Below are 19,499 nucleotides of genomic sequence, written 5' to 3'. Positions count from 1 at the left end.
TTAGATTAATCATACTATAAAATGCAAGAAATGAAATGCGAAATAGCGGAAAAATCAGAAATTTTTTCTGGTAGTATACAATATGTTACAATAAGCTTTGTCAATGAAAGAAGGAATTCCGTGTAATGCACGGGAGAGGTTCGCGAACTCCCTCTATAAAAAACTATGGAAACAACAATATCATTAGGTATTGTTTTGTTTTTTTATTGTGACAGTTCAAGAACGTTCTTTCTTCTTATTCGTAGTAGAGAAGGAGAATGAGTGAAATGAAAAAAGAAAAGGCAGTTGTTGTTTTTAGTGGAGGACAAGATAGTACGACATGTTTATTTTGGGCAATAGAGCAGTTTGCAGAAGTAGAGGCTGTAACGTTTAATTACAATCAACGTCATAAGCTAGAAATCGATTGTGCAGCGGAAATTGCAAAAGAGCTAGGAATTAAACATACGGTACTAGATATGAGTCTATTAAATCAACTTGCTCCAAACGCGTTAACGAGAACGGATATGGAGATTACACATGAAGAAGGGGAATTACCATCGACGTTTGTAGATGGACGAAATTTACTATTCTTATCATTTGCTGCTGTATTAGCAAAACAAGTTGGAGCACGTCATATTGTAACGGGTGTATGTGAAACTGATTTTAGTGGTTATCCAGATTGCCGTGACGTGTTTGTGAAATCGTTAAACGTTACTTTAAATTTATCCATGGATTATCCGTTTGTGATTCATACACCACTTATGTGGATTGATAAAGCGGAAACATGGAAATTATCAGATGAACTTGGAGCATTCGAGTTTGTTCGAGAAAAAACATTAACATGTTATAACGGAATCATTGGTGATGGTTGCGGTGAATGTCCAGCATGTCAACTTCGTAAAGCAGGATTAGATACGTACCTACAAGAACGCGAAGGGGCGAGTAACTAATGGATAATTTCTTTGGATTTCGCGTTGTAGAAAGTTTGCAAAAAATGGACAAGGATATTCAGCGTAAACAGCTTAAATATCATAATAAAAGAGTAATGGTCAGCAAGGAATTTACATTTGATGCAGCACACCATTTACACTGTTATGAAGGGAAATGTAAAAACTTACATGGTCACACATATAAAGTTGTATTTGGGATTAGTGGATATGTAAATGAAATCGGTCTTGCAATTGACTTTGGAGATATAAAAGAAATTTGGAAGAATGAAATAGAAATTTATTTAGACCATCGTTATTTAAACGAAACGTTACCAGCGATGAATACAACTGCTGAAAATATGGTCGTTTGGATTTATGAAAAGATGGCAGAAGCGTTAACAAAAGATAATCGTGCGAACGAATATAAAGGAGCTCGTGTTGAATTTGTTCGGCTGTTTGAGACTCCAACTAGTTATGCGGAAGTAAGACGGGAGTGGATGCTAGATGAGTAAAATCCCTGTCTTAGAAATATTTGGTCCGACTATTCAAGGTGAAGGAATGGTTGTAGGACAAAAGACGATGTTTATCCGTACAGCTGGCTGTGATTATAGCTGTGCTTGGTGTGATTCAGCTTTTACGTGGGATGGATCTGCTAAAGATCAAATTAGACAGATGACAGCGGAAGACGTTTGGAATGAGCTTGTAGAAATTGGCGGCGAAAATTTTTCTCATGTTACGATTTCAGGTGGAAATCCGGCATTGCTGAAAAATATTGAGTTTCTTCTTTCTATATTAAAAGAGAATGGAATGCGAACAGCAATCGAAACGCAAGGGAGTAAATGGCAAGATTGGTTACTTCAAATTGATGAGATAACGATTTCTCCAAAACCACCAAGTTCGACAATGAAAACTGATTTTCAGAAGTTAGATGCTATGATTCAGAAACTAGCAGGAAAAGATATTAGTTTAAAGGTAGTAGTATTTGACGATTATGATTTCGAGTATGCAGTTAAGATGCACGAACGTTATCCACATGTACCATTTTTCTTACAAGTAGGAAATGATGATACAAAAACTGTGGATGATGCGATGTTGATTAAAAAGCTATTAGATAAGTATGAGTGGTTAATTGAAAAAGCAGTTAATCGTAAAGAAATGAATAATGCAAAAGTATTGCCGCAGCTTCATGCGTTAGTATGGGGAAATAAACGCGGAGTATAATGAGAAGGGATGTTTAAAATGGCAGGAAGATTAGATGAAGATTTAAAAGATGTAACATTGTTAGGAAATCAAAATACAAAATATTTATTTGAATATAGCCCAGAAATTTTAGAGGTATTTGATAATAATCATCCAAACCGTGATTACTTTGTTAAATTCAATTGCCCTGAATTTACAAGCTTATGTCCGAAAACAGGCCAACCGGATTTTGCAACAATTTATATTAGCTACATTCCAGAACAAAGAATGGTAGAGAGTAAATCTTTAAAACTATATTTATTTAGTTTCCGCAATCATGGTGACTTCCACGAAGATTGTATGAACGTTATTATGAATGACTTAATTAAATTAATGGATCCACGTTACATCGAGGTATGGGGTAAATTCACACCACGTGGAGGGATTTCCATTGATCCTTACTGCAACTACGGTCGCCCAGGAACGAAGTATGAACAAATGGCTGACTACCGCATGATGAACCATGATTTATATCCAGAAACAATTGATAATCGTTAATATATAATAGAAAGAAAGGATCTGTATAACATACAGATCCTTTCTTTCTATTATATTATGCATTTTGATTAATGACAGTATAGTTTTTATGACTAACAACTGTAAGAGGTTCCATATCTAGTTCTCTAAAATTCTCCATAATTGTTATATCTACAATAACGGAGTTTTGATTTACTTTTTGAACACGGCCTTGCATTCCACCTTTAAATTCAATGATATCTCCAGTTTCTGCGATCTGCATAAGCAACTCTCCTTGTTACAGTTTTCCCAAAAAAGAATAATTTTGGTTTTTTTATTTCTTCCTATTTTGAACCATATTGTCCATTTTGTAAATGTTTCCAAAGTAAAAATTCGAAAAATATTCACTTTTTGTAAGGAAATATGCAAAAATGTCATGTTATTAGAAAAAAAAGAAAGGTTTAAATGCAGATATCTTTATATAGGGGTATAATAAAAAATACAATAACCTACTAAAGTGGGAGAAATTAGAGGCGGTAAAATGGTGTTTGAATTTGTGGGGAGTGTTATAGCATTAATTTTATTTGTATTTTCTTATATACATTTAAAAAAGATCCGTCATCATGAAACGACTACATATTTTGATGGGATGGATGGGATACATGCTGGGGTCACAAATGAGAGTGGCGTGGATATGTAAAGGTGTATAACTTTCTTTTTTTGCGTGGTATGATATGTAAAAATAGTACATAATAGAGTTCGTAAGTGATGAATGGAGAGTGGAAAGAATGAAGATTTCTTTTATTCGTCATGGTCGCTTAGACCGTACTATAGAACCAATGACGGTTACATTCTTTCGTGAATGGATGAAAGGATATGACTTACATACTATAACAGAAAAAGCACCTATACCAACGGAAACAAGGGAAGCGGTTGAAGCGGCAAAATTGATTGTAACGAGTGATCAAAGGTGTGCTGTACAGTCAGCAGCTGAATTAACGGATTCTTTATCTTTTATGCAAAATACTCTATTTAGGGAAGCAGAAGTTCCGACGAGTTTTTATGCTCCAAAATGGTTGAAGTGTAAACCTAACGTATGGATGTTTATCGGACGAACAGCATGGATACTTGGTTACCATAAAGGTGTGGAGTCTTATAAGGAAGTAAGAGAGAGGGCAAGACAAGCGGCTTGCTTATTACATCGTTACGCTCTCGTACATGGAAGTATTGCTCTTGTAGGTCATAATTATGTGAATGTAATGATTGGTGCCGAACTGAGAGCGATGGGATGGTCTGGTTCTCCTATTTTGCACAGAGAGCCATGGGGATGTACAACATATACGTTTCATGAGGCGATGAATGGAAATGTATTGAATACGAATTTAACATAAAAGCACACGATTTATATAAATCGTGTGCTTTTTTTAAGATATAGAAATTTTGATGTTTAATGGCTTTATGAGATGTGCATAAGGTTCGCCTACAAGCATGACGATTTGATCTTTTTTATAACCTAGTTTTTCGTATAGTGAATAGGTGCGTTTGTTTTCTAAATTAACAAGTAATGCGATTTTTTCATACTCCTTTTCAGTTGCATGTATTTCAGCAGCTTCAATTAATTTAGAACCAATTCCTTTTCCGCCATATGCACTTGAAACGGATAAAGTATCAATGTAATATTCATCAAGCTCGGCTTCTTTTTCTAACGTAATCGATTCATCTTTATGTAATTCTCTTAAGTGACGTACAATTGGTGCATCAAGCTTTGTTGCTTCACTACCGTGATAAGCGACAATAACTCCAACTGCACCCCCGTCTTGCTCATATACAAAACAGTTTTCATAGCTCAGTCGATTTCTCTCTTTTGAGAACCATGTTTCAAGTCCTAGTAATACTTCTGTCTCAACTGTGCTACCTGTGATTTTTTCAGCAATTTCGTGCAGAGCGTTATACAATAAAGGTGCTACCAGTTTCGCATCTGTCTTTTTTGCTTTCCGAATCATAGTATCCCTCCTAGTTCTATTTATATATTGTAGCATAGTGGTATGGAACTTTGCATAATGGAATGATGAAATGATTGATATAGAGAAGTAGCTATGTTAGTATATGATATTTAGTGGACATCTACTAACGATATCTTTTTTGAAAAATAATGAAAATGAAATGAAGGTATAGCATCTGGATAATTTTACAGTTGTTGACCTATAGAATATAAGATAAAATAAAATATTGCATAGAGGTGAAATACATGGATAAAGAATTAGCAAATACAATTTTGGATCAGCTGAAAAATGGTGAAATAAAGGAGTATGTTGTTACGAAAGATGTATTTTATACGTTCAGAGAAGTTTTAGTAAATCGAGAAGACTTTAAACATTTCATTGGTAACGCACAGCGCGGCGGACAGGTCATTTATACATATTCAGAAACGCCACGTTCGTAACTAAAAGAATATAGGGAGGAGACTTATGGGCGATTTTAAACAAGGCATATTACCGCATTGGGATTATATGTGGAAAGATAGAGCCGGAAATCGATTTATGGGGATGGTCATATATCCAGAGAAACGAAAGTGTTCGGCAAAAATGCTTCAGAAAATAAAAAGAGCATATGAAGAGGCTGTAGAAATTAAAGTAACGGTACAAGTTCAACATACATATCAGTACGTTGAAGGAATGATTGTGTACTTTGATGAAGAAGCTCCTGTATGTACAATGATTGATAAAGATGAAAATCCACATCATATATTTGTAAAAGATATTTTGCGTATTGAGCACTCTGAATAATCTTTTCATAAATAAGTTGAATTTCCATAATGATAATCTTTTTCTATAATAGTTATCTTTTAGTATGTAACGCGAACTGAAAGTATATGTATAATATTGAATAAAGCAAAGTTGATAAATGTAATCGTTTTTTAGAACAGATTATCGTTTCATGTCTGTTCTTTTTTGCGTGATGCTGGAGAAATATATTCCTCCAGCATTTGCCGTTTTATGACAAAATATATTGTTAACTTTTTTTAAAATAAGGTTAAATTCGTTGACAACTTTTTTGAAAAGCACTTTATTGACATGAGTTTTAGAATGTTGTTTCATAGTCATTGTATTGAAAAAAATCGACGGTCTTGTCGAAAAGTAAAAGTTAAAAAAAGAAAGAATTTATACATATATCTTGTGTCTTATTTTGAAACGTAATACAATATATAGAGAAATCAAGAAACAACATACAGAGAGTATAGATTGAAAAGGGAGGGTCGGAAATGTTAGTTGCATATGATTCTATGACAGGAAACGTGAAGCGTTTCATCCACAAATTAAATATGCCGGCCGTTCAAATTGGTGAAGATCTAGTAATAGATGAAGACTTTATTTTAATTACGTATACAACAGGTTTTGGCAATGTACCAGAACGTGTTTTAGAATTTTTAGAGCGCAATAATGAAAAATTAAAAGGCGTATCTGCAAGCGGCAATCGTAACTGGGGAGACATGTTCGGTGCAAGTGCTGACAAAATTTCTGCTAAATATGAAGTGCCTATTGTATCAAAATTTGAGTTATCAGGAACAAATAACGATGTAGAATATTTTAAGGAAAGGGTGCGGGAGATTGCGACACATTGAACTGAATAATGAAATCACGCAAATGCAGGACGGTTTTTATCAGCTTCATAAAGATAAAGAGGCATTAGAAGTCTTTATGGAAGAAGCTAGAGAGAATACCGTTCATTTTAATAGCGTGGCAGAGCGAATGGAGTATATGAAAGAACATGATTACTATTACAACGTTCTGGACGAGTATAACTTGGAGGAAGTAGAAGAGGTATATAACATCGCTTATGGTGAAAACTTCGAGTTCCAATCTTATATGGCAGCATCTAAGTTCTACAAAGATTATGCGTTAAAAACAAATGATCAAAAACAATACTTAGAAAGCTATGAAGATCGTGTAGCAATTGTGTCATTATACTTAGGACGCGGTGATGTTGCGAAGGCAAAACAATTCGCAAGCATGATTGTCAAACAAAACTACCAACCAGCGACACCAACCTTTTTAAATGCGGGAAGAAGCAGAAGAGGAGAAATGGTGTCTTGTTTCTTGTTAGAGATGGATGATAGCTTAAATTCAATCGGCTTTAACATTAATACTGCAATGCAATTATCAAAAATCGGTGGTGGAGTAGCTTTAAACTTATCTAAGCTACGCGCACGCGGTGAGCAAATTAAAGGTATCGACAACGCTGCAAGTGGTGTAGTACCTGTTATGAAATTACTTGAAGATTCGTTTTCATATGCGAATCAGCTTGGCCAACGAAAAGGTGCTGGCGCAGTATATTTAAACATTTTCCATTGGGATATTATTGAATTCTTGGATTAATTGGTAGTCCCTCTATACAGTAATGTGTATGAGAAAACCTTGTGAACCTAACCAATAGGGTGTCGCATTAGCGGCTAACGGTATCAGTTGAATAAGGGGTAAAAGAAAAAGAACCCGCGAAGAAGCTGACTAAGAGAGCCTACGGTCCATGTACGTGGATAGCAGGTAATACCGTGCCAAGCTTGGAAGAAATGCTATTTGGGTGAAGTGGAATCTTATATTCACCGGAGGCGAGATTCCATGAATTGTGGAATTTATTTGATAATTAATAAGGAAAATAGGAAGTTTTATATTGGTAGTTCTAATAACTTTCCTAATTATCAATACTTTCAAGAAGGTGTAGAGACTATCGAACGCACGTCATTAGACGAAAGCTAGTAGAGTAGGCTGGAAATAGGTACCAGTCGAAGTGCAAGGCAACCAGTTGCAGGTTGATGATATAGTCCAACCTTCATAGAAATATGAAGACGAGTTGACCAAAAAAATAAATGCCGATGAGAAGAGCCGTATTCAGTCTCTATCAATCGGAATTATCGTTCCAAGCAAGTTCTTTGAGCTTGCTGAGAAAAACGAACCTTTCCATGTTTTCGCGCCTTATACAGTGTATAAAGAATACGGAAAGCATTTAGATGATATTGATATCGATGAAATGTACGATGAATTAATGAGCAATCCGAAAGTGAAGAAGAAGCCGCTAGATATTAGTGCACGTGATATGCTTATTAAAATTGCTATGATTCAGCTTGAGTCTGGTTATCCGTACTTAATGTTTAAATCAAATGCAAATAACCAACATCCATTGAAGGATATTGGAACTGTGAAGATGTCGAACTTGTGTACAGAAATCTTCCAGCTTCAAGAAACTTCTGAAATTAACGATTACGGTACAGATGACATTATCCGTCGTGATATTAACTGTAACTTAGGATCGTTAAATATTGTAAACGTAATGGAAAATAAAGAAATTCGTGAAGCAGTTCATGCGGGAATGGAAGCTTTAACAGCTGTTTCTGATATGACAATCATTCCGAATGCACCAACTGTGAAAAAAGCAAATGATGAGCTTCATTCAGTAGGGCTTGGCGCAATGAACTTGCACGGATATTTAGCAAAAAATAAAATCGCTTATGAAAGTGCAGAAGCGAAAGAGTTCGCTCGTACATTCTTTATGATGTTAAATTACTACTCTATTGAGAAAAGTATGGAAATCGCTAAAGAAAAAGGCGAAACATTTAAAGACTTTGATAAGTCTGATTATGCAAGCGGCACATACTTTGAAAAGTATGAAACGACAGATTATAGCCCAGTAACTGAAAAAGTTCAGCAATTATTTGAAGGAATTCATATTCCGACAAAAGAAGATTGGACAAGTTTAAAAGAGCAAGTGCAGAAGAATGGTTTATACAACTCATATCGTCTTGCCATCGCTCCTACGCAATCGATCAGTTACGTTCAAAATGCAACTTCAAGCGTAATGCCGATTGTAAGTCAAATTGAATCAAGAACGTATGCGAATGCGACAACATATTATCCAATGCCGTATTTATCAAAAGATACGTTCTGGTACTATAAATCTTCTTACGATATGAATCAGTTTAAATTAATTGATTTAATCGCAGAAATTCAAGAACATATTGACCAGGGAATTAGTACAATTCTTTACGTTAATAGTGATATTTCAACACGTGAATTAGCACGTTATTACATCTATGCACATAAAAAAGGCTTAAAGAGTCTGTATTATACGAGAACACGTAAATTAAGCGTGGAAGAGTGTGTGGCTTGTACTGTTTAATGGCATATTGCCATACTAAATGAATAACCCAACAGTATGAGCAGGGTTATGAACCCTGCTCATACTTGGTTTGTTCTACTAAACGGTTAGCTTTTCATTATTAGATGGAAATTTAACCGTTCAGTAGAACAATAATAGATATAGGGGTGATTCAATGCGCGCTGTTAACTGGAATAAAAAAGAAGACGATTTCAGTTTAATGTTTTGGAAGCAAAACATCGCTCAGTTTTGGACAGAAGAAGAAATTGCGGTTTCGTCTGACAAAAATACTTGGGTGCAATTATCGAAAGAAGAGCAAATTGCTTATAAGCGTGTATTAGGTGGTTTAACACTTTTAGATACGAAACAAGGTGGCGAAGGGATGCCTCTTGTACTTGTTCATCTTGAAAATTTACAAGCAAAAAGTGTATTAGCTTTCATGGGTGCTATGGAAGAAGTACATGCGAAGAGTTACAGTCATATTTTCACAACGTTAGCTACTGAAGAAGAAATCGATGATATTTTCGAATGGGTAGACAACCATCCGTTACTTGAGAAAAAGGCTGGTATTATTACAAGTTACTATCGTCGTTTATTAAAGCCTGAAGTAACGAAAAAAGAGTTATATATGGCAATGGTAGCAAGTGTGTTCTTAGAAAGTTACCTATTCTATAGTGGATTCTTCTATCCACTTTACTTAGCTGGTCAAGGAAAACTAACAGCAAGTGGTGAGATTATTAACCTTATTATCCGTTAACTAATAGCGGCTTTTGGTAGAGATACCAATTGAAAAACCCTTTTAATTGCTGGGAACCCCTATTGTAAATTTATCTGTTTTATTATTGATGAATATATACATTCAGGTTATTCTCTAACTATCAATAGATGGAAAGGAGAATAGCTGATAGGGCAATCAGCAGCGAAGCCTTTATTTAGCGATAACATGTACGGAAGTATTAGACACCGAAAACTGTATAAACAGTGGTGGGTGCGATACGTAGATAAAGGAACGTTCAACGACTATCCCAATGGCGGTGAAATTCCGCAATAGGAGTAGGGCCAAGCGGTGGGTGAGAATCCCTTAAATCGAAATGGAGGGCTACCTGAGAAGGTAGATGATATAGTCTCTTCTTGCAGGAAACTGTAAGCTGTGTAAACGGCATAGGAGTAGCGAATCTATGTGAAGGTAAAGGATGAGTCAATTCACGGCGTATTCGTCGGTATTTTAGCACAACAAATCTTCGCGGAACTTTCTGCAGAAGATCAACAAGAAGTGCAAAAAGAAACGCAAGAGTTATTAATGGAACTATATGAAATTGAAATGGCATACACAGAAGAAATTTATACTTCTATCGGTCTTGTAGAAGATGTAAATCGTTTCGTTCGTTACAATGCGAATAAAGGACTTATGAACTTAGGACTAGAGCCGAAGTTTGAAGAAGAAGAAATTAACCCAATCGTTTTAAATGGTTTACGTACAGATACGAAAAACCATGATTTCTTCTCTGTAAAGGGAAATGGTTACGTAAAAGCAACGAACGTTGAAAAGTTATCTGATGATGACTTCGTGTTTAATTTTTAATATATGATCATAAAGAAAAGCTGTCTTATCAATGAATAAGACAGCTTTTCTTTATAATTTTGTTTACATAACACTATTATTTTCGTATAACGATTTCTGTTGAAAAATTCTATCCATTAGCTGGATAGAATTTTTTTGTAAGTAAATGGGTATTTACAATCCTTTTGTATCAGTGTATTATTTAACTAGTACACTGATACGAAAGGAGGGAAGAAATGAAAATAGAGTTTTCTCCAAATATACCAATTTACATTCAGGTAATGGAATACATAAAAAAAGAAATCGTAACAGGACATTTGTTGCCTGGTGATAAAATTCCCTCTGTGCGTGAATTAGCGAGTGAATTACAAGTAAATCCAAATACGATCCAGCGTACATTTCAAGAGCTCGAACGAGATGGGGTTGTTGTAACACGTAGAGGAATGGGAAGATATGTAACGAATGAAGGGGAGAAAATTATGGAGCTGCGAAAAGAGATGGCGAAAGAATTACTTCATTCTTTTATAGATGGAATGGACAATTTAGGTTTTTCGGAAGAAGAAATTCTTACAATCCTTCGTTCTTCATTACATGAGAAAAGGGAGGAGAGCGAATGACAGAGCTATTAAAAATAGAAAACTTATGGAAAAGATACGGATTAAAAGCGATGATTCGTGAATTGAACATAGAGATTACCGAAGGAAAAATCGTAGGGCTTGTTGGAGATAACGGGAGCGGGAAAACGACGTTATTGAAAATGATTGCTGGCCTGCAGCATCCATCGGAAGGTAGTATTACAGTAGCTGGTGAAAAGGTAGGGTTAAAGACGAAAGAAATCGTTTCATTTATGTCTGATAAGTCAGTATTTGATGAGTGGATGACTGTAAAAGATTCTTTATTTTTCTACAGAGACTTTTATAAGGACTTTGATATGCAAAAAGCGGTAGATACGATAGTAGAATTTAAAATACCACTGGAAGAGAGAATTACAGCATTATCAAAAGGGATGGTTGAAAAGCTTCAAATCATTTTAACTTTTTCTCGGAGGGCGAAATTATATGTACTAGATGAGCCGCTTGGCGGGATTGATCTTGTTTCTAGAGAACATGTATTAGATTTAATATTACAATTTTATAGAGAAGATTGTACAATGTTAATTTCAACCCATCTAATAAATGAAATAGAAAATATTTTTGATGAAGTGATCTTTTTAAAAGATGGAGAAATTGTGCTATATGAGAATGTAGAAGACCTCCGTTTTCAAAGAGGAAAAGCAGTTCATGAATTGTTTAAGGAGGTGTTTAGTAAGTGAAGTCGTTACTTTCTTATTTATGGAATGTGAATAAGAAAAAATATATTGTTACTTTTTTAGTCTTTGTGTTAATTGAAGCAGTTTTATTTTCACAAATGATGGTAAAAAAGAGTGAGGCAGCTATTGTGAAACAAGAAGCGATATTTGGATTTATTATTATTATTTTCATGTTTTATGTGTTGTATATGTTTTTACAAACGATGAAGTCGTGTTCACGTTTACTAACAAATCCATTGTTACGGGTTACAGCAATATCTGGGAAGCAATATGTTTTTTCTATACTTATCTACTTTTTTATTGTAATGGCTATATGGTATGGCATATGTGGAATTCTTTTCTATATAGGTTATGTATTAGCATTTCCTACGACGTATGTATATCGAGATGCACAAGAGATGATACAAACAGGTATAGTAAACAATTTAATATATACAATGAGTGATTTATTTGAATTTTCATTTGGGGTGTTACAAATTTTATTAGTAGTTACTCTAGTTAAATTGTTTACTAAGAAGAAAAAGTTACAAAATATACTGATTGTCATTATTTTTCTAATAGTAAGTGCAGTGATTACTTTTGTTACAACTGTATTAGGAAAATTAGCTCCAGCTTTCCAAGGACTACGAAGAGTAGAATATCGTAGTGAAAGTAAAAATCTATTTCTTGATATGTTTCAAGAAAATGGATTAAACATTTTTAATATAAGTTTTATGGTAATTGTTAGTGCTCTAATAGTATATGTAATTGCTTATATTATCGATAAAAAACTAGAAGTCTAAAGGAGGAATCAGCATTGGGAAACGTAGTAGTAAAGTTAGAGAATGTTCGAAAAAGAATTGGTGGAACTGACATTATTCGTGGTTTATCATTTGAAGTTCGTGAAGGGGAAGTATACGGGTTCCTTGGACCAAACGGTAGCGGTAAGACAACAACGATTCGTATGATGACAGGTCTTATTTCAATGACAGAGGGCGATATTACAATTTGTGGTCATAGTATTCGCACGGAGCGTGAAAAGGCGCTAGAGCAAATTGGAGCGATTGTAGAAAATCCTGAACTATATGATTATATGACAGGGATGCAAAACTTGAAGCATTTTGCGAACATGGCAATTACACCAATTAGTAAAGAGCGCATTGCTGAAATTGTAAAACTGGTTGAATTAGAGCATGCAATTCATAAAAAGGTGAAAACATATTCACTTGGTATGAAACAACGTTTAGGAATTGCACAGGCATTACTGCATCAGCCGAAAATTTTAATTTTAGATGAGCCGACAAATGGATTAGATCCAGCTGGTATTCGCCAAATTCGTGATTATTTACAACGTTTAGCGAAAGAAGAGAATATTGCTGTAATCGTATCAAGTCACTTATTAAGTGAAATTGAACTTATGTGTGATCGCGTCGTTATTATTAAGCAAGGTGAGTTTGTACAAGAATACAACTTACATGAACAAGCAAAACATGATGAGACAGTAGTTGTAGCGTTTGAAGTAGATGAAGTTCAGAAAGCAAATGAAATCATTACAGGTAAGGCGCAAGGAAATGTCATTGTAGTATCTGTAAAGAAAGAAGAAATTCCACAACTTGTAAAGAAACTTGTGAATGAAGATGTGCTTGTATACGGAGTTACCGTTCAAAATAAAACGTTAGAGGATGAGTTCTTAGCGATTACAGGGGGAGTGAAAGCGTAATGTTTAAATTAATTCAAAATGAATTTTTAAAGTTGCATGCGAAAAAAGGTATGTATATTTTAATTGGTGTTATTGCAGTATTGGAGATTTTGGGAGTTTTAGCGATGCTGAAATGGGGAGATGGAACTGAATTTAAAGGATCATATTTAGATTTTGCAAGTTCAGAGATTGGTTTAATTACTTTGTTTGCAACGATTTTTGGCATTACGATTGCTTCTCGTATAATTACGGATGAATTCCAAAAAGGTACAATTAAGCAGTTATTAATTCGTCCAAGAAAACGAATGACAGTTTTATTCTCTAAATATATTACAGTGTTACTTACTATAGTATTTATCATATTTGCTAACACGATTATTTCAATGATTATTGGCGGAATTGCAATGGATGGTAGTAAAACAGAATTAACGATAGGAATCGTAATGAAATCTACTTTATATCAAGTACTTTCACCGTTCTTCTTTGCGACGCTTGCATTTTTCTTAGCAAACGTATTTAGAAAGTCTGTCTTACCATTAATTATTACGATGTTCCTCTTCTTTTTACAAGGACCAATTAATATGGTACTGATGATGTTTGCAAAAGGTGTAGCGAAGTTTGTAGTGTTCTTCCATTTAAATTTAAGTGTGTACGATAGCAATAAGCTAGTAAGTGGCGGAATAGAACCAACATTTACAGAGTTTACATTTACAACTTCATTATTACTTGTAGCTGCATACTTTGTTGTATTACTTGTAGCATCAAGTGCATTATTCCAAAAACGTGACGTATTATAATAAAAGAAATCCCCGCTTGTAAAAACGGGGATTTTTATTACATAACTTTCTCGTATATTTCAACCGAAAGAAAAGAATGATTACTATATATGGTGTTTAAAAGTATTTGAGAAAAATAGGAAGAATTTCAACTATATTCATATTATAATTTAGTTATCTGAACATGTACTTTTACTATCTTTGGAGGTGTTCGATATGCACGATGCATTTTCACGCATAAGACTACGCAGTTTTTTTGGATGGATGATTATAGGGCTGTTCCTTACGATGATCCCATTAGGTCTATCAAATGTTTCTGAGAATACGACGGAGGTTATTTCACAAATAACTGTGTTTTTTGTATTTCCGATATTTTGGTTATACGTAAAAACCAATAAAAATAATGTTATATTTAACAGTTTTTTTGATAAACCAGGACGTTTACCGTGGGGATTAATTGTGTTAGCAACGATAATGGGAATGATTTTTTCCGTTGGTATATCTCATATTCAATTTTATATATTAGCACATACGTTACCGAATTTCTTAGTTACTATGTTAGAAGACGGAACTGTTATTAATACGAGTAACATATATATGACGATATTTACTTTCATTTCAGCATGTGTATTAGCACCAATTATGGAAGAGGTTATTTTTAGAGGCTTCTTTTTACAGCGAATGGCTTATAAATGGGGAATTAAAAAAGCTGTCATTATATCTTCCATTATTTTTGGCTTAGGACATTTTGATGTTATTGGTGCGTTTATGTTTGGTGTTGTTATGTGTCTTTTATACATAAAGACAAAAAATATATGGACGAATATTGCTGTGCACGCTCTAAATAATTTCATTGCAACAAGTATGCAATTTGTCGGCGGAGAAGAGAGCAGCGCCATTTCAATTCCTGAATTACAAGCGCAAAGTAATTTATGGATCGGTATCGGTCTTACAGTCGTTGGATTACTTTGGTTAATTCCTTATGTTTGGAAACAATGGCGTATGGTAAAAGAAGTGGGTGTGCCACCAGTGCGCTTCATACATGAGGAAAAAGTAGTGAGTGCATCAGAAGGAAATGAAGTGTATAGTCAAGTGATTGTAACAGATAGATTGATGGCTGTAGAGCTACCAGATGAGGCTGTAAATAAGCTCCGATTAGAAGAAAATGATTATGTAACAGTATCTGTAGAAGACGATAAAATCGTTATAAAGAAAGCACATAATAGATAAGTAAAAAGTAGCTCTTTGTGAGCTACTTTTTACTTTGTAATAATTTCTACACGAAAATTATTGCCGTTCTTTACATATTTAATATCTGTAACAGTACGAACTGCTTTTAAAATCTCAACTTTTTCACCAATTCGAGGGATAGTCGGAACATTATCCCAAATGCCAAGCAAGTCATCTAATTGTCCCGTTTTTTCATAAAACCAGATTTTCAATGTAAAGCCCCTTTCTCGAACTTTATGTATTTTAATACATAATATATTATTTTTATTCTTATTGTAAGAGGTTTTTATATATTTTATGAATAAAAATTAATTAATCTTCTGGGAAGATATGTTCAATATCAGGGGTAAGAGATATTTCTGATAATACGATATGAGAAACAGTCGTTGCATATGAAGAAACATCATTAATAAATTCTTCAAGTTCAACGAGTGAAGGAACAGAAATTTTTACAATGTAGCATAAGCTTCCTGTTACGCGGTAACAAAAACTTGCAGATGGATAGGACTGAATAAACTGTTGCATACGTGTTGTATCCCCGTTTTTTAAAGTGATTTCTAAAATACAGTCTAAAACAAGTCCTGCTTTTTTATAATCGATATCGATTGTGTATTTTTGGATCACGCCTTCACTTTCGAGTTTACGAACACGCTCTGCAGTAGACGGAGCAGATAAGTTTACTCGTTTCGCCAATTCACGCATGGAAAGGCGACTATCATTATATAATTCATTTAAAATTTTTCGGTCAACACGGTCTAGTTGCATTTGTAAATATACCTCCAGTAAAATAATAATTTTTGTAAAGAAAAAATATAAATTAAGATTCATATGAAATGTAAAATAAGCTTTATTTATTTTACAATAAAACAGAAGGAAATAGGAGGGGAAATGATGGAGAGAATTTCATTATCAAATGTAGGAGATACAAAGTTTCAAAAGTTATTAGGTCATAATCCGGAAATATTACATTCGTGGAGTACATTAGAAAATACACTGTACAATAAAGGAACTCTTTCAGCAGAGCTGAAGGAACAAGTGAGAAGAACATTAGCGTACGGGAATGAATGCCCGTACTGTATGGCAAAGGGAAGGCCTGATGATATGCAAAAGGTAGAAGAAATTGGTGTAGCAGTAACTTTTGCGCATACATTTATTCATGACAAAAAGGCGATAGATGATAATATGTTTCATGTATTAAAACAATATTGGACGGAAAAAGAAATTGTAGAGCTTTGCGCTTATATTTGTTTTATTACTGCATCGCAACAACTTGGTTTTCTATTTCAATTACAGCCAAACGAAGCATTAAAATTATTTTAAGAAAATAATTGCGAATTATGTAGAAAAAAATAAGAATATTTCGTATAATTTAAGTATAATCATTTTGAAAATAGGGGTGGCATCATATGGAGCAAATTCCGGTAAAGAGAATAGAAGAAGTACTTGTTGTAGCAGGGGATGACAAACAAAAGCAAAAGGAATTTTATGAATTGCTCTTATCTACTGAGTTTTATGTTGCTGGCTCACTAGAAGCAGAGGAAGGGGCAACAGAAGGAATACTTCGCTTGCGTCATTTCCAAGGAGAGGGTAGATGGATCGTTCCGTTCTTTACACAAATGGAATTTGTAAAAGACGTGTTGCCAGAAGGAACACCCCTTATTACGATACGTGGGAAAGAATTATTTAGTAGTATTGAGAAAGATGCTACAGCAGTATTAAATGTCGGTACTGATATAAGTAAAACATTTATTCCAGAAGAAATTGCAGATATCGCATCTGGACGAATTTTTAACTATTATAAATAAAGTGAAACTTTAATCAGTGGGGGTTTTCTTCATCCCCCACTGATTATTAGTTGAACCAATCGGGCTTTAATGGGCAGCCCGACCCCCACCTAACTTCTTTGCTTTCGCTGCATTTTGAGGTGGGGGTCTTACTGCCCATTAAAGTGGGATAAAAGGAAAAGCGGAATCGCTTTTCCTTTTTAATTTGAACACGGGGTGGCTACGCCAGAAGAAATAGAGAGTGTTTTATTATTTGTATTTATTGTCGCTGTAGCTCCAAGAGGAATCCCAATGTTTGGGCTTATATGTCCAATCGGTAAACCGAATAGGACAGGTATAGCATATGAAGTGAAATATTCATATAGTATTGTTTGCAATGATTGAGATGGTTTAGAAGGAGTGCAGTCATGACAACTTGTAAAAATAACACCACTACATTCATGAAACTTTCCAGATAAAAGTAGCTGATTTAACATACGGTCAATGCGATATGGTTCTTCCCCAATGTCTTCAAGCAATAAAAGTTTATTGGCTGTATTTATCTCGTAGGAGGAGCCAATGATACTCGTTAACACCGCTAAATTGCCTCCAACTAACTGACCTGTAACTGTACGGGAAGGGCTAGGTACGATACATTCTGATGCAGATAAAATGGTTGAATACGGATGAAAGAGTTGATTGAAAGAAGATAAAGAAAGAGAATCTACACCTTTCCCTAATTCTTCAACCATTGGGCCATGAAATGTCACAAGCTTTGCATAACGTGAAAAAGCAGTATGTAAAGCTGTAATATCGCTATATCCCCAAAAGATTTTTGGATTTTGCCGAATGATTTCATATTGAATGTGAGGGAGGAGACGAGCGCTACCGTAACCACCTCGTGCACAGAAAACAGCCTTTACTTCAGGATTTGAAAATGCTTCATGTATGTCATTGAGCCGGACTTGATCCCTTCCAGCTAAATATCCATATTTCTCATAGACACTCTTCCCGATTACTACAGATAAACCCATTTCTTGTAATACCTTTACACCTTTTAATACATTTTCAATTGTTGGTGGCCCGGATGGTGCAATAATCATTACTGTATCACCTTGTTGTAATGCATTTGGATATATCATTGTTTTCAGCCTCCTTCACTTTCAATATATTCGCTTCATAGGAAGTTCAACCCTTGTAAAAGAAGGGGAAAGTTTGTCAAATAAAGAAGATATAAAGGGAATAGGAGGAGAAATGATGTTTACAAGTCGAGTTATAGATACATTACAAATTAAGTATCCCATCATTCAAGCCGGTATGGCGGGTGCGATTACAACGCCAGAACTCGTTGCAGCTGTGAGTAATAGCGGAGGATTAGGAACGCTTGGAGCAGGCTATATGAGCCCAGAACAAATTCGTGAAGCGATTTATAAAATACGGGAACGAACAGATAAGCCTTTCGGTGTTAATTTACTATTAACGAAAGAGATACAAATAGAAGAAGAGAAGATAAACTTGGCCAAGGGATTACTTAGCGGAGTGAATAGAGAATTCGGTATAGAGGAAGAAGAACAGTTAAAGCTTCCAAAAAGTTATAAAGAACAATTACAAGTGTTAGTAGAAGAAAACGTGCCAGTCGTTAGTTTTGCATTTCAAACGTTAGAAAAAGAAGAAATAAATGACTTGAAAAGAAGCGGAATAAAAGTCATCGGAACAGCTACTCATGTGGCAGAGGCGAAAGTACTTGCTGAATTAGGAGTAGATATTATTGTCGGTCAAGGTAGTGAGGCAGGGGGCCATAGAGGAACGTTTATCGGGAAAGAACAGGACGCTATGATTGGGACGTTCGCATTAATTCCGCAGTTAGTAGCAGCAGTTCCGCATATCCCGATTGTTGCAGCAGGTGGTGTAATGAACGGGCAAGGGCTTGTTGCGGCATTTACACTGGGAGCAGAAGCTGTTCAAATGGGATCAGCCTTTTTAACGAGTGAAGAGAGTATTACGCATGACGTGTATAAAAAAGCGGTTTTACGTAGTACAGATACGAGTACAACTGTGACTCGTGCGTTTTCCGGGAAATATGCACGAGGTATTCGTAATGAATTTATAGAGAAGCATGAAGGGAAAGAAGAAGACCTTCCGATGTATCCGGTGCAAAATGTATTAACCTCTAAAATACGCCAACAAGCAGCAAAGCAAAATAATGGAGAATATATGTCACTTTGGGCAGGACAAGCGTCATCATTAGCAAGAATAGAATCAGCTCAGCATGTAGTGGAGCGAGTGATGAAAGAAGCAGATAACGTAATTGAACAATTGCAAAATGTATATAGAAAAAGACCACTTGAATAATGAAGTGAACCCGAATAGTGGTACATGAAAAAAACACCTCCTGAATTCGCATACTAAGTATGCAAATTCAATGGAGG

General features: G+C 35.0%; 24 protein-coding genes, 5 pseudogenes and 1 riboswitch. Of the genes and pseudogenes, 24 read left to right on the top strand and 5 right to left on the bottom strand.

Going from position 1 to position 19,499, the window contains the following annotated elements:
• The first annotated feature begins 129 nt into the window (after window positions 1–129).
• A riboswitch (PreQ1 riboswitch) is annotated at window positions 130–173 on the top strand.
• Between the two features lie 93 nt (window positions 174–266).
• Genes queC through queF form a run of 4 tightly spaced genes read left to right on the top strand, consistent with a single transcriptional unit; the run spans window position 267 to window position 2,645 of the window.
• Entirely contained in the window at window positions 267–929 is a 663-nt protein-coding gene (gene queC, locus PDQ68_RS14945; protein WP_000711596.1) for a 7-cyano-7-deazaguanine synthase QueC, read from the top strand.
• The gene (queD, locus tag PDQ68_RS14940) at window positions 929–1,420 is read left to right on the top strand and encodes a 6-carboxytetrahydropterin synthase QueD (protein ID WP_061183615.1); all 492 of its coding nucleotides are present in this window, start codon (window positions 929–931) and stop codon (window positions 1,418–1,420) included. The genes queC and queD overlap by 1 nt, the downstream gene beginning before the upstream one ends.
• Window positions 1,413–2,129 carry a 7-carboxy-7-deazaguanine synthase QueE gene (gene queE / locus PDQ68_RS14935; protein WP_000036279.1) on the top strand — a complete coding sequence of 239 codons (717 nt, stop codon included), beginning with the start codon at window positions 1,413–1,415 and terminating at the stop codon, window positions 2,127–2,129. Before queD ends, queE begins: the two co-directional genes overlap by 8 nt.
• Before the next feature lie 18 nt (window positions 2,130–2,147).
• Window positions 2,148–2,645 carry a preQ(1) synthase gene (gene queF, locus PDQ68_RS14930; RefSeq protein WP_000918895.1) on the top strand — a complete coding sequence of 166 codons (498 nt, stop codon included), beginning with the start codon at window positions 2,148–2,150 and terminating at the stop codon, window positions 2,643–2,645.
• A gap of 55 nt (window positions 2,646–2,700) precedes the next feature.
• Here the strand turns inward: queF and PDQ68_RS14925 are convergent, their stop codons facing one another.
• Window positions 2,701–2,886 (bottom strand): YkvS family protein, encoded by a 186-nt coding sequence (locus tag PDQ68_RS14925; protein WP_001165081.1) that lies wholly within the window; start codon window positions 2,884–2,886, stop codon window positions 2,701–2,703.
• Window positions 2,887–3,120: 234 nt separating this feature from the next.
• Between PDQ68_RS14925 and PDQ68_RS14920 the strand changes: the two genes are divergently transcribed.
• Window positions 3,121–3,303, top strand: coding sequence for a hypothetical protein (locus PDQ68_RS14920; RefSeq protein WP_270786881.1), 183 nt, complete (start codon window positions 3,121–3,123; stop codon window positions 3,301–3,303).
• Between the two features lie 88 nt (window positions 3,304–3,391).
• The gene (locus PDQ68_RS14915; RefSeq protein WP_061182671.1) at window positions 3,392–3,994 is read left to right on the top strand and encodes a histidine phosphatase family protein; all 603 of its coding nucleotides are present in this window, start codon (window positions 3,392–3,394) and stop codon (window positions 3,992–3,994) included.
• A 33-nt stretch (window positions 3,995–4,027) separates the two neighbouring features.
• Here the strand turns inward: PDQ68_RS14915 and PDQ68_RS14910 are convergent, their stop codons facing one another.
• Window positions 4,028–4,606 (bottom strand): GNAT family N-acetyltransferase, encoded by a 579-nt coding sequence (locus PDQ68_RS14910; RefSeq protein ID WP_061182672.1) that lies wholly within the window; start codon window positions 4,604–4,606, stop codon window positions 4,028–4,030.
• 245 nt (window positions 4,607–4,851) lie between these two features.
• On the opposite strand from PDQ68_RS14910, the gene PDQ68_RS14905 reads away from it, so the two are divergent.
• From PDQ68_RS14905 to PDQ68_RS14840, 15 genes and pseudogenes are all read left to right on the top strand, one after another.
• Window positions 4,852–5,046, top strand: coding sequence for a hypothetical protein (locus PDQ68_RS14905; protein WP_000356683.1), 195 nt, complete (start codon window positions 4,852–4,854; stop codon window positions 5,044–5,046).
• A 25-nt stretch (window positions 5,047–5,071) separates the two neighbouring features.
• Window positions 5,072–5,389, top strand: a complete 318-nt coding sequence (locus PDQ68_RS14900; protein ID WP_016716954.1) for a hypothetical protein — start codon at window positions 5,072–5,074, stop codon at window positions 5,387–5,389.
• Window positions 5,390–5,865: 476 nt separating this feature from the next.
• A complete protein-coding gene (gene nrdI / locus PDQ68_RS14895) occupies window positions 5,866–6,225 on the top strand; it encodes a class Ib ribonucleoside-diphosphate reductase assembly flavoprotein NrdI (RefSeq protein ID WP_000959450.1) in 360 nt (119 codons plus the stop codon).
• Window positions 6,212–6,976, top strand: a pseudogene (locus tag PDQ68_RS14890) (ribonucleoside-diphosphate reductase subunit alpha); the annotation flags it as partial. The gene nrdI and the pseudogene PDQ68_RS14890, both read left to right, overlap by 14 nt.
• A 210-nt stretch (window positions 6,977–7,186) precedes the next feature.
• Entirely contained in the window at window positions 7,187–7,357 is a 171-nt protein-coding gene (locus PDQ68_RS14885; RefSeq protein ID WP_100655561.1) for a GIY-YIG nuclease family protein, read from the top strand.
• Window positions 7,358–7,454: 97 nt separating this feature from the next.
• A pseudogene (locus PDQ68_RS14880) lies at window positions 7,455–8,774 on the top strand (ribonucleoside-diphosphate reductase subunit alpha); the annotation flags it as partial.
• Between the two features lie 154 nt (window positions 8,775–8,928).
• Window positions 8,929–9,507 (top strand): annotated as a pseudogene (locus PDQ68_RS14875) (ribonucleotide-diphosphate reductase subunit beta); the annotation flags it as partial.
• Window positions 9,508–9,708: 201 nt separating this feature from the next.
• A pseudogene (locus tag PDQ68_RS28885) lies at window positions 9,709–9,804 on the top strand (nuclease); the annotation flags it as partial.
• Between the two features lie 135 nt (window positions 9,805–9,939).
• Window positions 9,940–10,335: pseudogene (locus PDQ68_RS14870) on the top strand (ribonucleotide-diphosphate reductase subunit beta); the annotation flags it as partial.
• 215 nt (window positions 10,336–10,550) lie between these two features.
• Window positions 10,551–10,931 (top strand): GntR family transcriptional regulator, encoded by a 381-nt coding sequence (locus tag PDQ68_RS14865; RefSeq protein WP_000687504.1) that lies wholly within the window; start codon window positions 10,551–10,553, stop codon window positions 10,929–10,931.
• Entirely contained in the window at window positions 10,928–11,626 is a 699-nt protein-coding gene (locus PDQ68_RS14860) for an ABC transporter ATP-binding protein (protein WP_061182673.1), read from the top strand. The genes PDQ68_RS14865 and PDQ68_RS14860 overlap by 4 nt, the downstream gene beginning before the upstream one ends.
• The gene (locus PDQ68_RS14855) at window positions 11,623–12,405 is read left to right on the top strand and encodes a hypothetical protein (protein ID WP_061182674.1); all 783 of its coding nucleotides are present in this window, start codon (window positions 11,623–11,625) and stop codon (window positions 12,403–12,405) included. The genes PDQ68_RS14860 and PDQ68_RS14855 overlap by 4 nt, the downstream gene beginning before the upstream one ends.
• A 14-nt stretch (window positions 12,406–12,419) precedes the next feature.
• Window positions 12,420–13,322, top strand: a complete 903-nt coding sequence (locus PDQ68_RS14850; RefSeq protein ID WP_061182675.1) for an ABC transporter ATP-binding protein — start codon at window positions 12,420–12,422, stop codon at window positions 13,320–13,322.
• Window positions 13,322–14,098, top strand: coding sequence for an ABC transporter permease (locus PDQ68_RS14845; RefSeq protein WP_000475446.1), 777 nt, complete (start codon window positions 13,322–13,324; stop codon window positions 14,096–14,098). The genes PDQ68_RS14850 and PDQ68_RS14845 overlap by 1 nt, the downstream gene beginning before the upstream one ends.
• 195 nt (window positions 14,099–14,293) lie before the next feature.
• A complete protein-coding gene (locus PDQ68_RS14840) occupies window positions 14,294–15,307 on the top strand; it encodes a CPBP family intramembrane glutamic endopeptidase (protein WP_270786880.1) in 1,014 nt (337 codons plus the stop codon).
• A gap of 29 nt (window positions 15,308–15,336) precedes the next feature.
• Here PDQ68_RS14840 and PDQ68_RS14835 read toward each other — a convergent pair whose 3' ends face one another.
• Complete coding sequence (locus tag PDQ68_RS14835) at window positions 15,337–15,519, bottom strand: DUF3913 family protein (protein ID WP_000708112.1); 183 nt, start codon at window positions 15,517–15,519, stop codon at window positions 15,337–15,339.
• 100 nt (window positions 15,520–15,619) lie between these two features.
• Window positions 15,620–16,072, bottom strand: coding sequence for an Lrp/AsnC family transcriptional regulator (locus tag PDQ68_RS14830; RefSeq protein WP_001175495.1), 453 nt, complete (start codon window positions 16,070–16,072; stop codon window positions 15,620–15,622).
• Between the two features lie 63 nt (window positions 16,073–16,135).
• On the opposite strand from PDQ68_RS14830, the gene PDQ68_RS14825 reads away from it, so the two are divergent.
• Together PDQ68_RS14825 and PDQ68_RS14820 are read left to right on the top strand one after the other, a co-directional pair.
• The gene (locus PDQ68_RS14825; RefSeq protein ID WP_153016923.1) at window positions 16,136–16,627 is read left to right on the top strand and encodes a carboxymuconolactone decarboxylase family protein; all 492 of its coding nucleotides are present in this window, start codon (window positions 16,136–16,138) and stop codon (window positions 16,625–16,627) included.
• A gap of 86 nt (window positions 16,628–16,713) precedes the next feature.
• On the top strand, window positions 16,714–17,112 hold the full coding sequence (locus PDQ68_RS14820) for an SseB family protein (protein ID WP_000435209.1): 399 nt from the start codon (window positions 16,714–16,716) through the stop codon (window positions 17,110–17,112).
• Between the two features lie 179 nt (window positions 17,113–17,291).
• On the opposite strand, the gene PDQ68_RS14815 is transcribed toward PDQ68_RS14820, so the two are convergent.
• Window positions 17,292–18,212, bottom strand: coding sequence for a S66 peptidase family protein (locus PDQ68_RS14815; RefSeq protein WP_061182678.1), 921 nt, complete (start codon window positions 18,210–18,212; stop codon window positions 17,292–17,294).
• Window positions 18,213–18,327: 115 nt separating this feature from the next.
• Here PDQ68_RS14815 and PDQ68_RS14810 point away from each other — a divergent pair, with 115 nt between their 5' ends.
• The gene (locus tag PDQ68_RS14810) at window positions 18,328–19,422 is read left to right on the top strand and encodes an NAD(P)H-dependent flavin oxidoreductase (protein WP_000495255.1); all 1,095 of its coding nucleotides are present in this window, start codon (window positions 18,328–18,330) and stop codon (window positions 19,420–19,422) included.
• The last annotated feature ends 77 nt before the right edge of the window (window positions 19,423–19,499 follow it).

The organism is Bacillus cereus group sp. Bc010 (genome assembly GCF_027716745.1).
Lineage (GTDB): Bacteria > Bacillota > Bacilli > Bacillales > Bacillaceae_G > Bacillus_A > Bacillus_A pacificus.
Note: the sequence above shows the minus strand (reverse complement) of the source record. Positions and strands in the feature narration are given on the sequence as shown.

What these genes read in the sequence shown, in the direction of transcription:
- queC (WP_000711596.1), top strand. Translation starts at nt 267, where the DNA reads ATGAAAAAAGAAAAGGCAGTTGTTGTTTTTAGTGGAGGACAAGATAGT.
- queD (WP_061183615.1), top strand. Translation starts at nt 929, where the DNA reads ATGGATAATTTCTTTGGATTTCGCGTTGTAGAAAGTTTGCAAAAAATG.
- queE (WP_000036279.1), top strand. Translation starts at nt 1,413, where the DNA reads ATGAGTAAAATCCCTGTCTTAGAAATATTTGGTCCGACTATTCAAGGT.
- queF (WP_000918895.1), top strand. Translation starts at nt 2,148, where the DNA reads ATGGCAGGAAGATTAGATGAAGATTTAAAAGATGTAACATTGTTAGGA.
- PDQ68_RS14925 (WP_001165081.1), bottom strand. Translation starts at nt 2,886, where the DNA reads ATGCAGATCGCAGAAACTGGAGATATCATTGAATTTAAAGGTGGAATG.
- PDQ68_RS14915 (WP_061182671.1), top strand. Translation starts at nt 3,392, where the DNA reads ATGAAGATTTCTTTTATTCGTCATGGTCGCTTAGACCGTACTATAGAA.
- PDQ68_RS14910 (WP_061182672.1), bottom strand. Translation starts at nt 4,606, where the DNA reads ATGATTCGGAAAGCAAAAAAGACAGATGCGAAACTGGTAGCACCTTTA.
- PDQ68_RS14905 (WP_000356683.1), top strand. Translation starts at nt 4,852, where the DNA reads ATGGATAAAGAATTAGCAAATACAATTTTGGATCAGCTGAAAAATGGT.
- PDQ68_RS14900 (WP_016716954.1), top strand. Translation starts at nt 5,072, where the DNA reads ATGGGCGATTTTAAACAAGGCATATTACCGCATTGGGATTATATGTGG.
- nrdI (WP_000959450.1), top strand. Translation starts at nt 5,866, where the DNA reads ATGTTAGTTGCATATGATTCTATGACAGGAAACGTGAAGCGTTTCATC.
- PDQ68_RS14865 (WP_000687504.1), top strand. Translation starts at nt 10,551, where the DNA reads ATGAAAATAGAGTTTTCTCCAAATATACCAATTTACATTCAGGTAATG.
- PDQ68_RS14860 (WP_061182673.1), top strand. Translation starts at nt 10,928, where the DNA reads ATGACAGAGCTATTAAAAATAGAAAACTTATGGAAAAGATACGGATTA.
- PDQ68_RS14845 (WP_000475446.1), top strand. Translation starts at nt 13,322, where the DNA reads ATGTTTAAATTAATTCAAAATGAATTTTTAAAGTTGCATGCGAAAAAA.
- PDQ68_RS14840 (WP_270786880.1), top strand. Translation starts at nt 14,294, where the DNA reads ATGCACGATGCATTTTCACGCATAAGACTACGCAGTTTTTTTGGATGG.
- PDQ68_RS14830 (WP_001175495.1), bottom strand. Translation starts at nt 16,072, where the DNA reads ATGCAACTAGACCGTGTTGACCGAAAAATTTTAAATGAATTATATAAT.
- PDQ68_RS14825 (WP_153016923.1), top strand. Translation starts at nt 16,136, where the DNA reads ATGAAATGTAAAATAAGCTTTATTTATTTTACAATAAAACAGAAGGAA.
- PDQ68_RS14820 (WP_000435209.1), top strand. Translation starts at nt 16,714, where the DNA reads ATGGAGCAAATTCCGGTAAAGAGAATAGAAGAAGTACTTGTTGTAGCA.
- PDQ68_RS14815 (WP_061182678.1), bottom strand. Translation starts at nt 18,212, where the DNA reads ATGATATATCCAAATGCATTACAACAAGGTGATACAGTAATGATTATT.
- PDQ68_RS14810 (WP_000495255.1), top strand. Translation starts at nt 18,328, where the DNA reads ATGTTTACAAGTCGAGTTATAGATACATTACAAATTAAGTATCCCATC.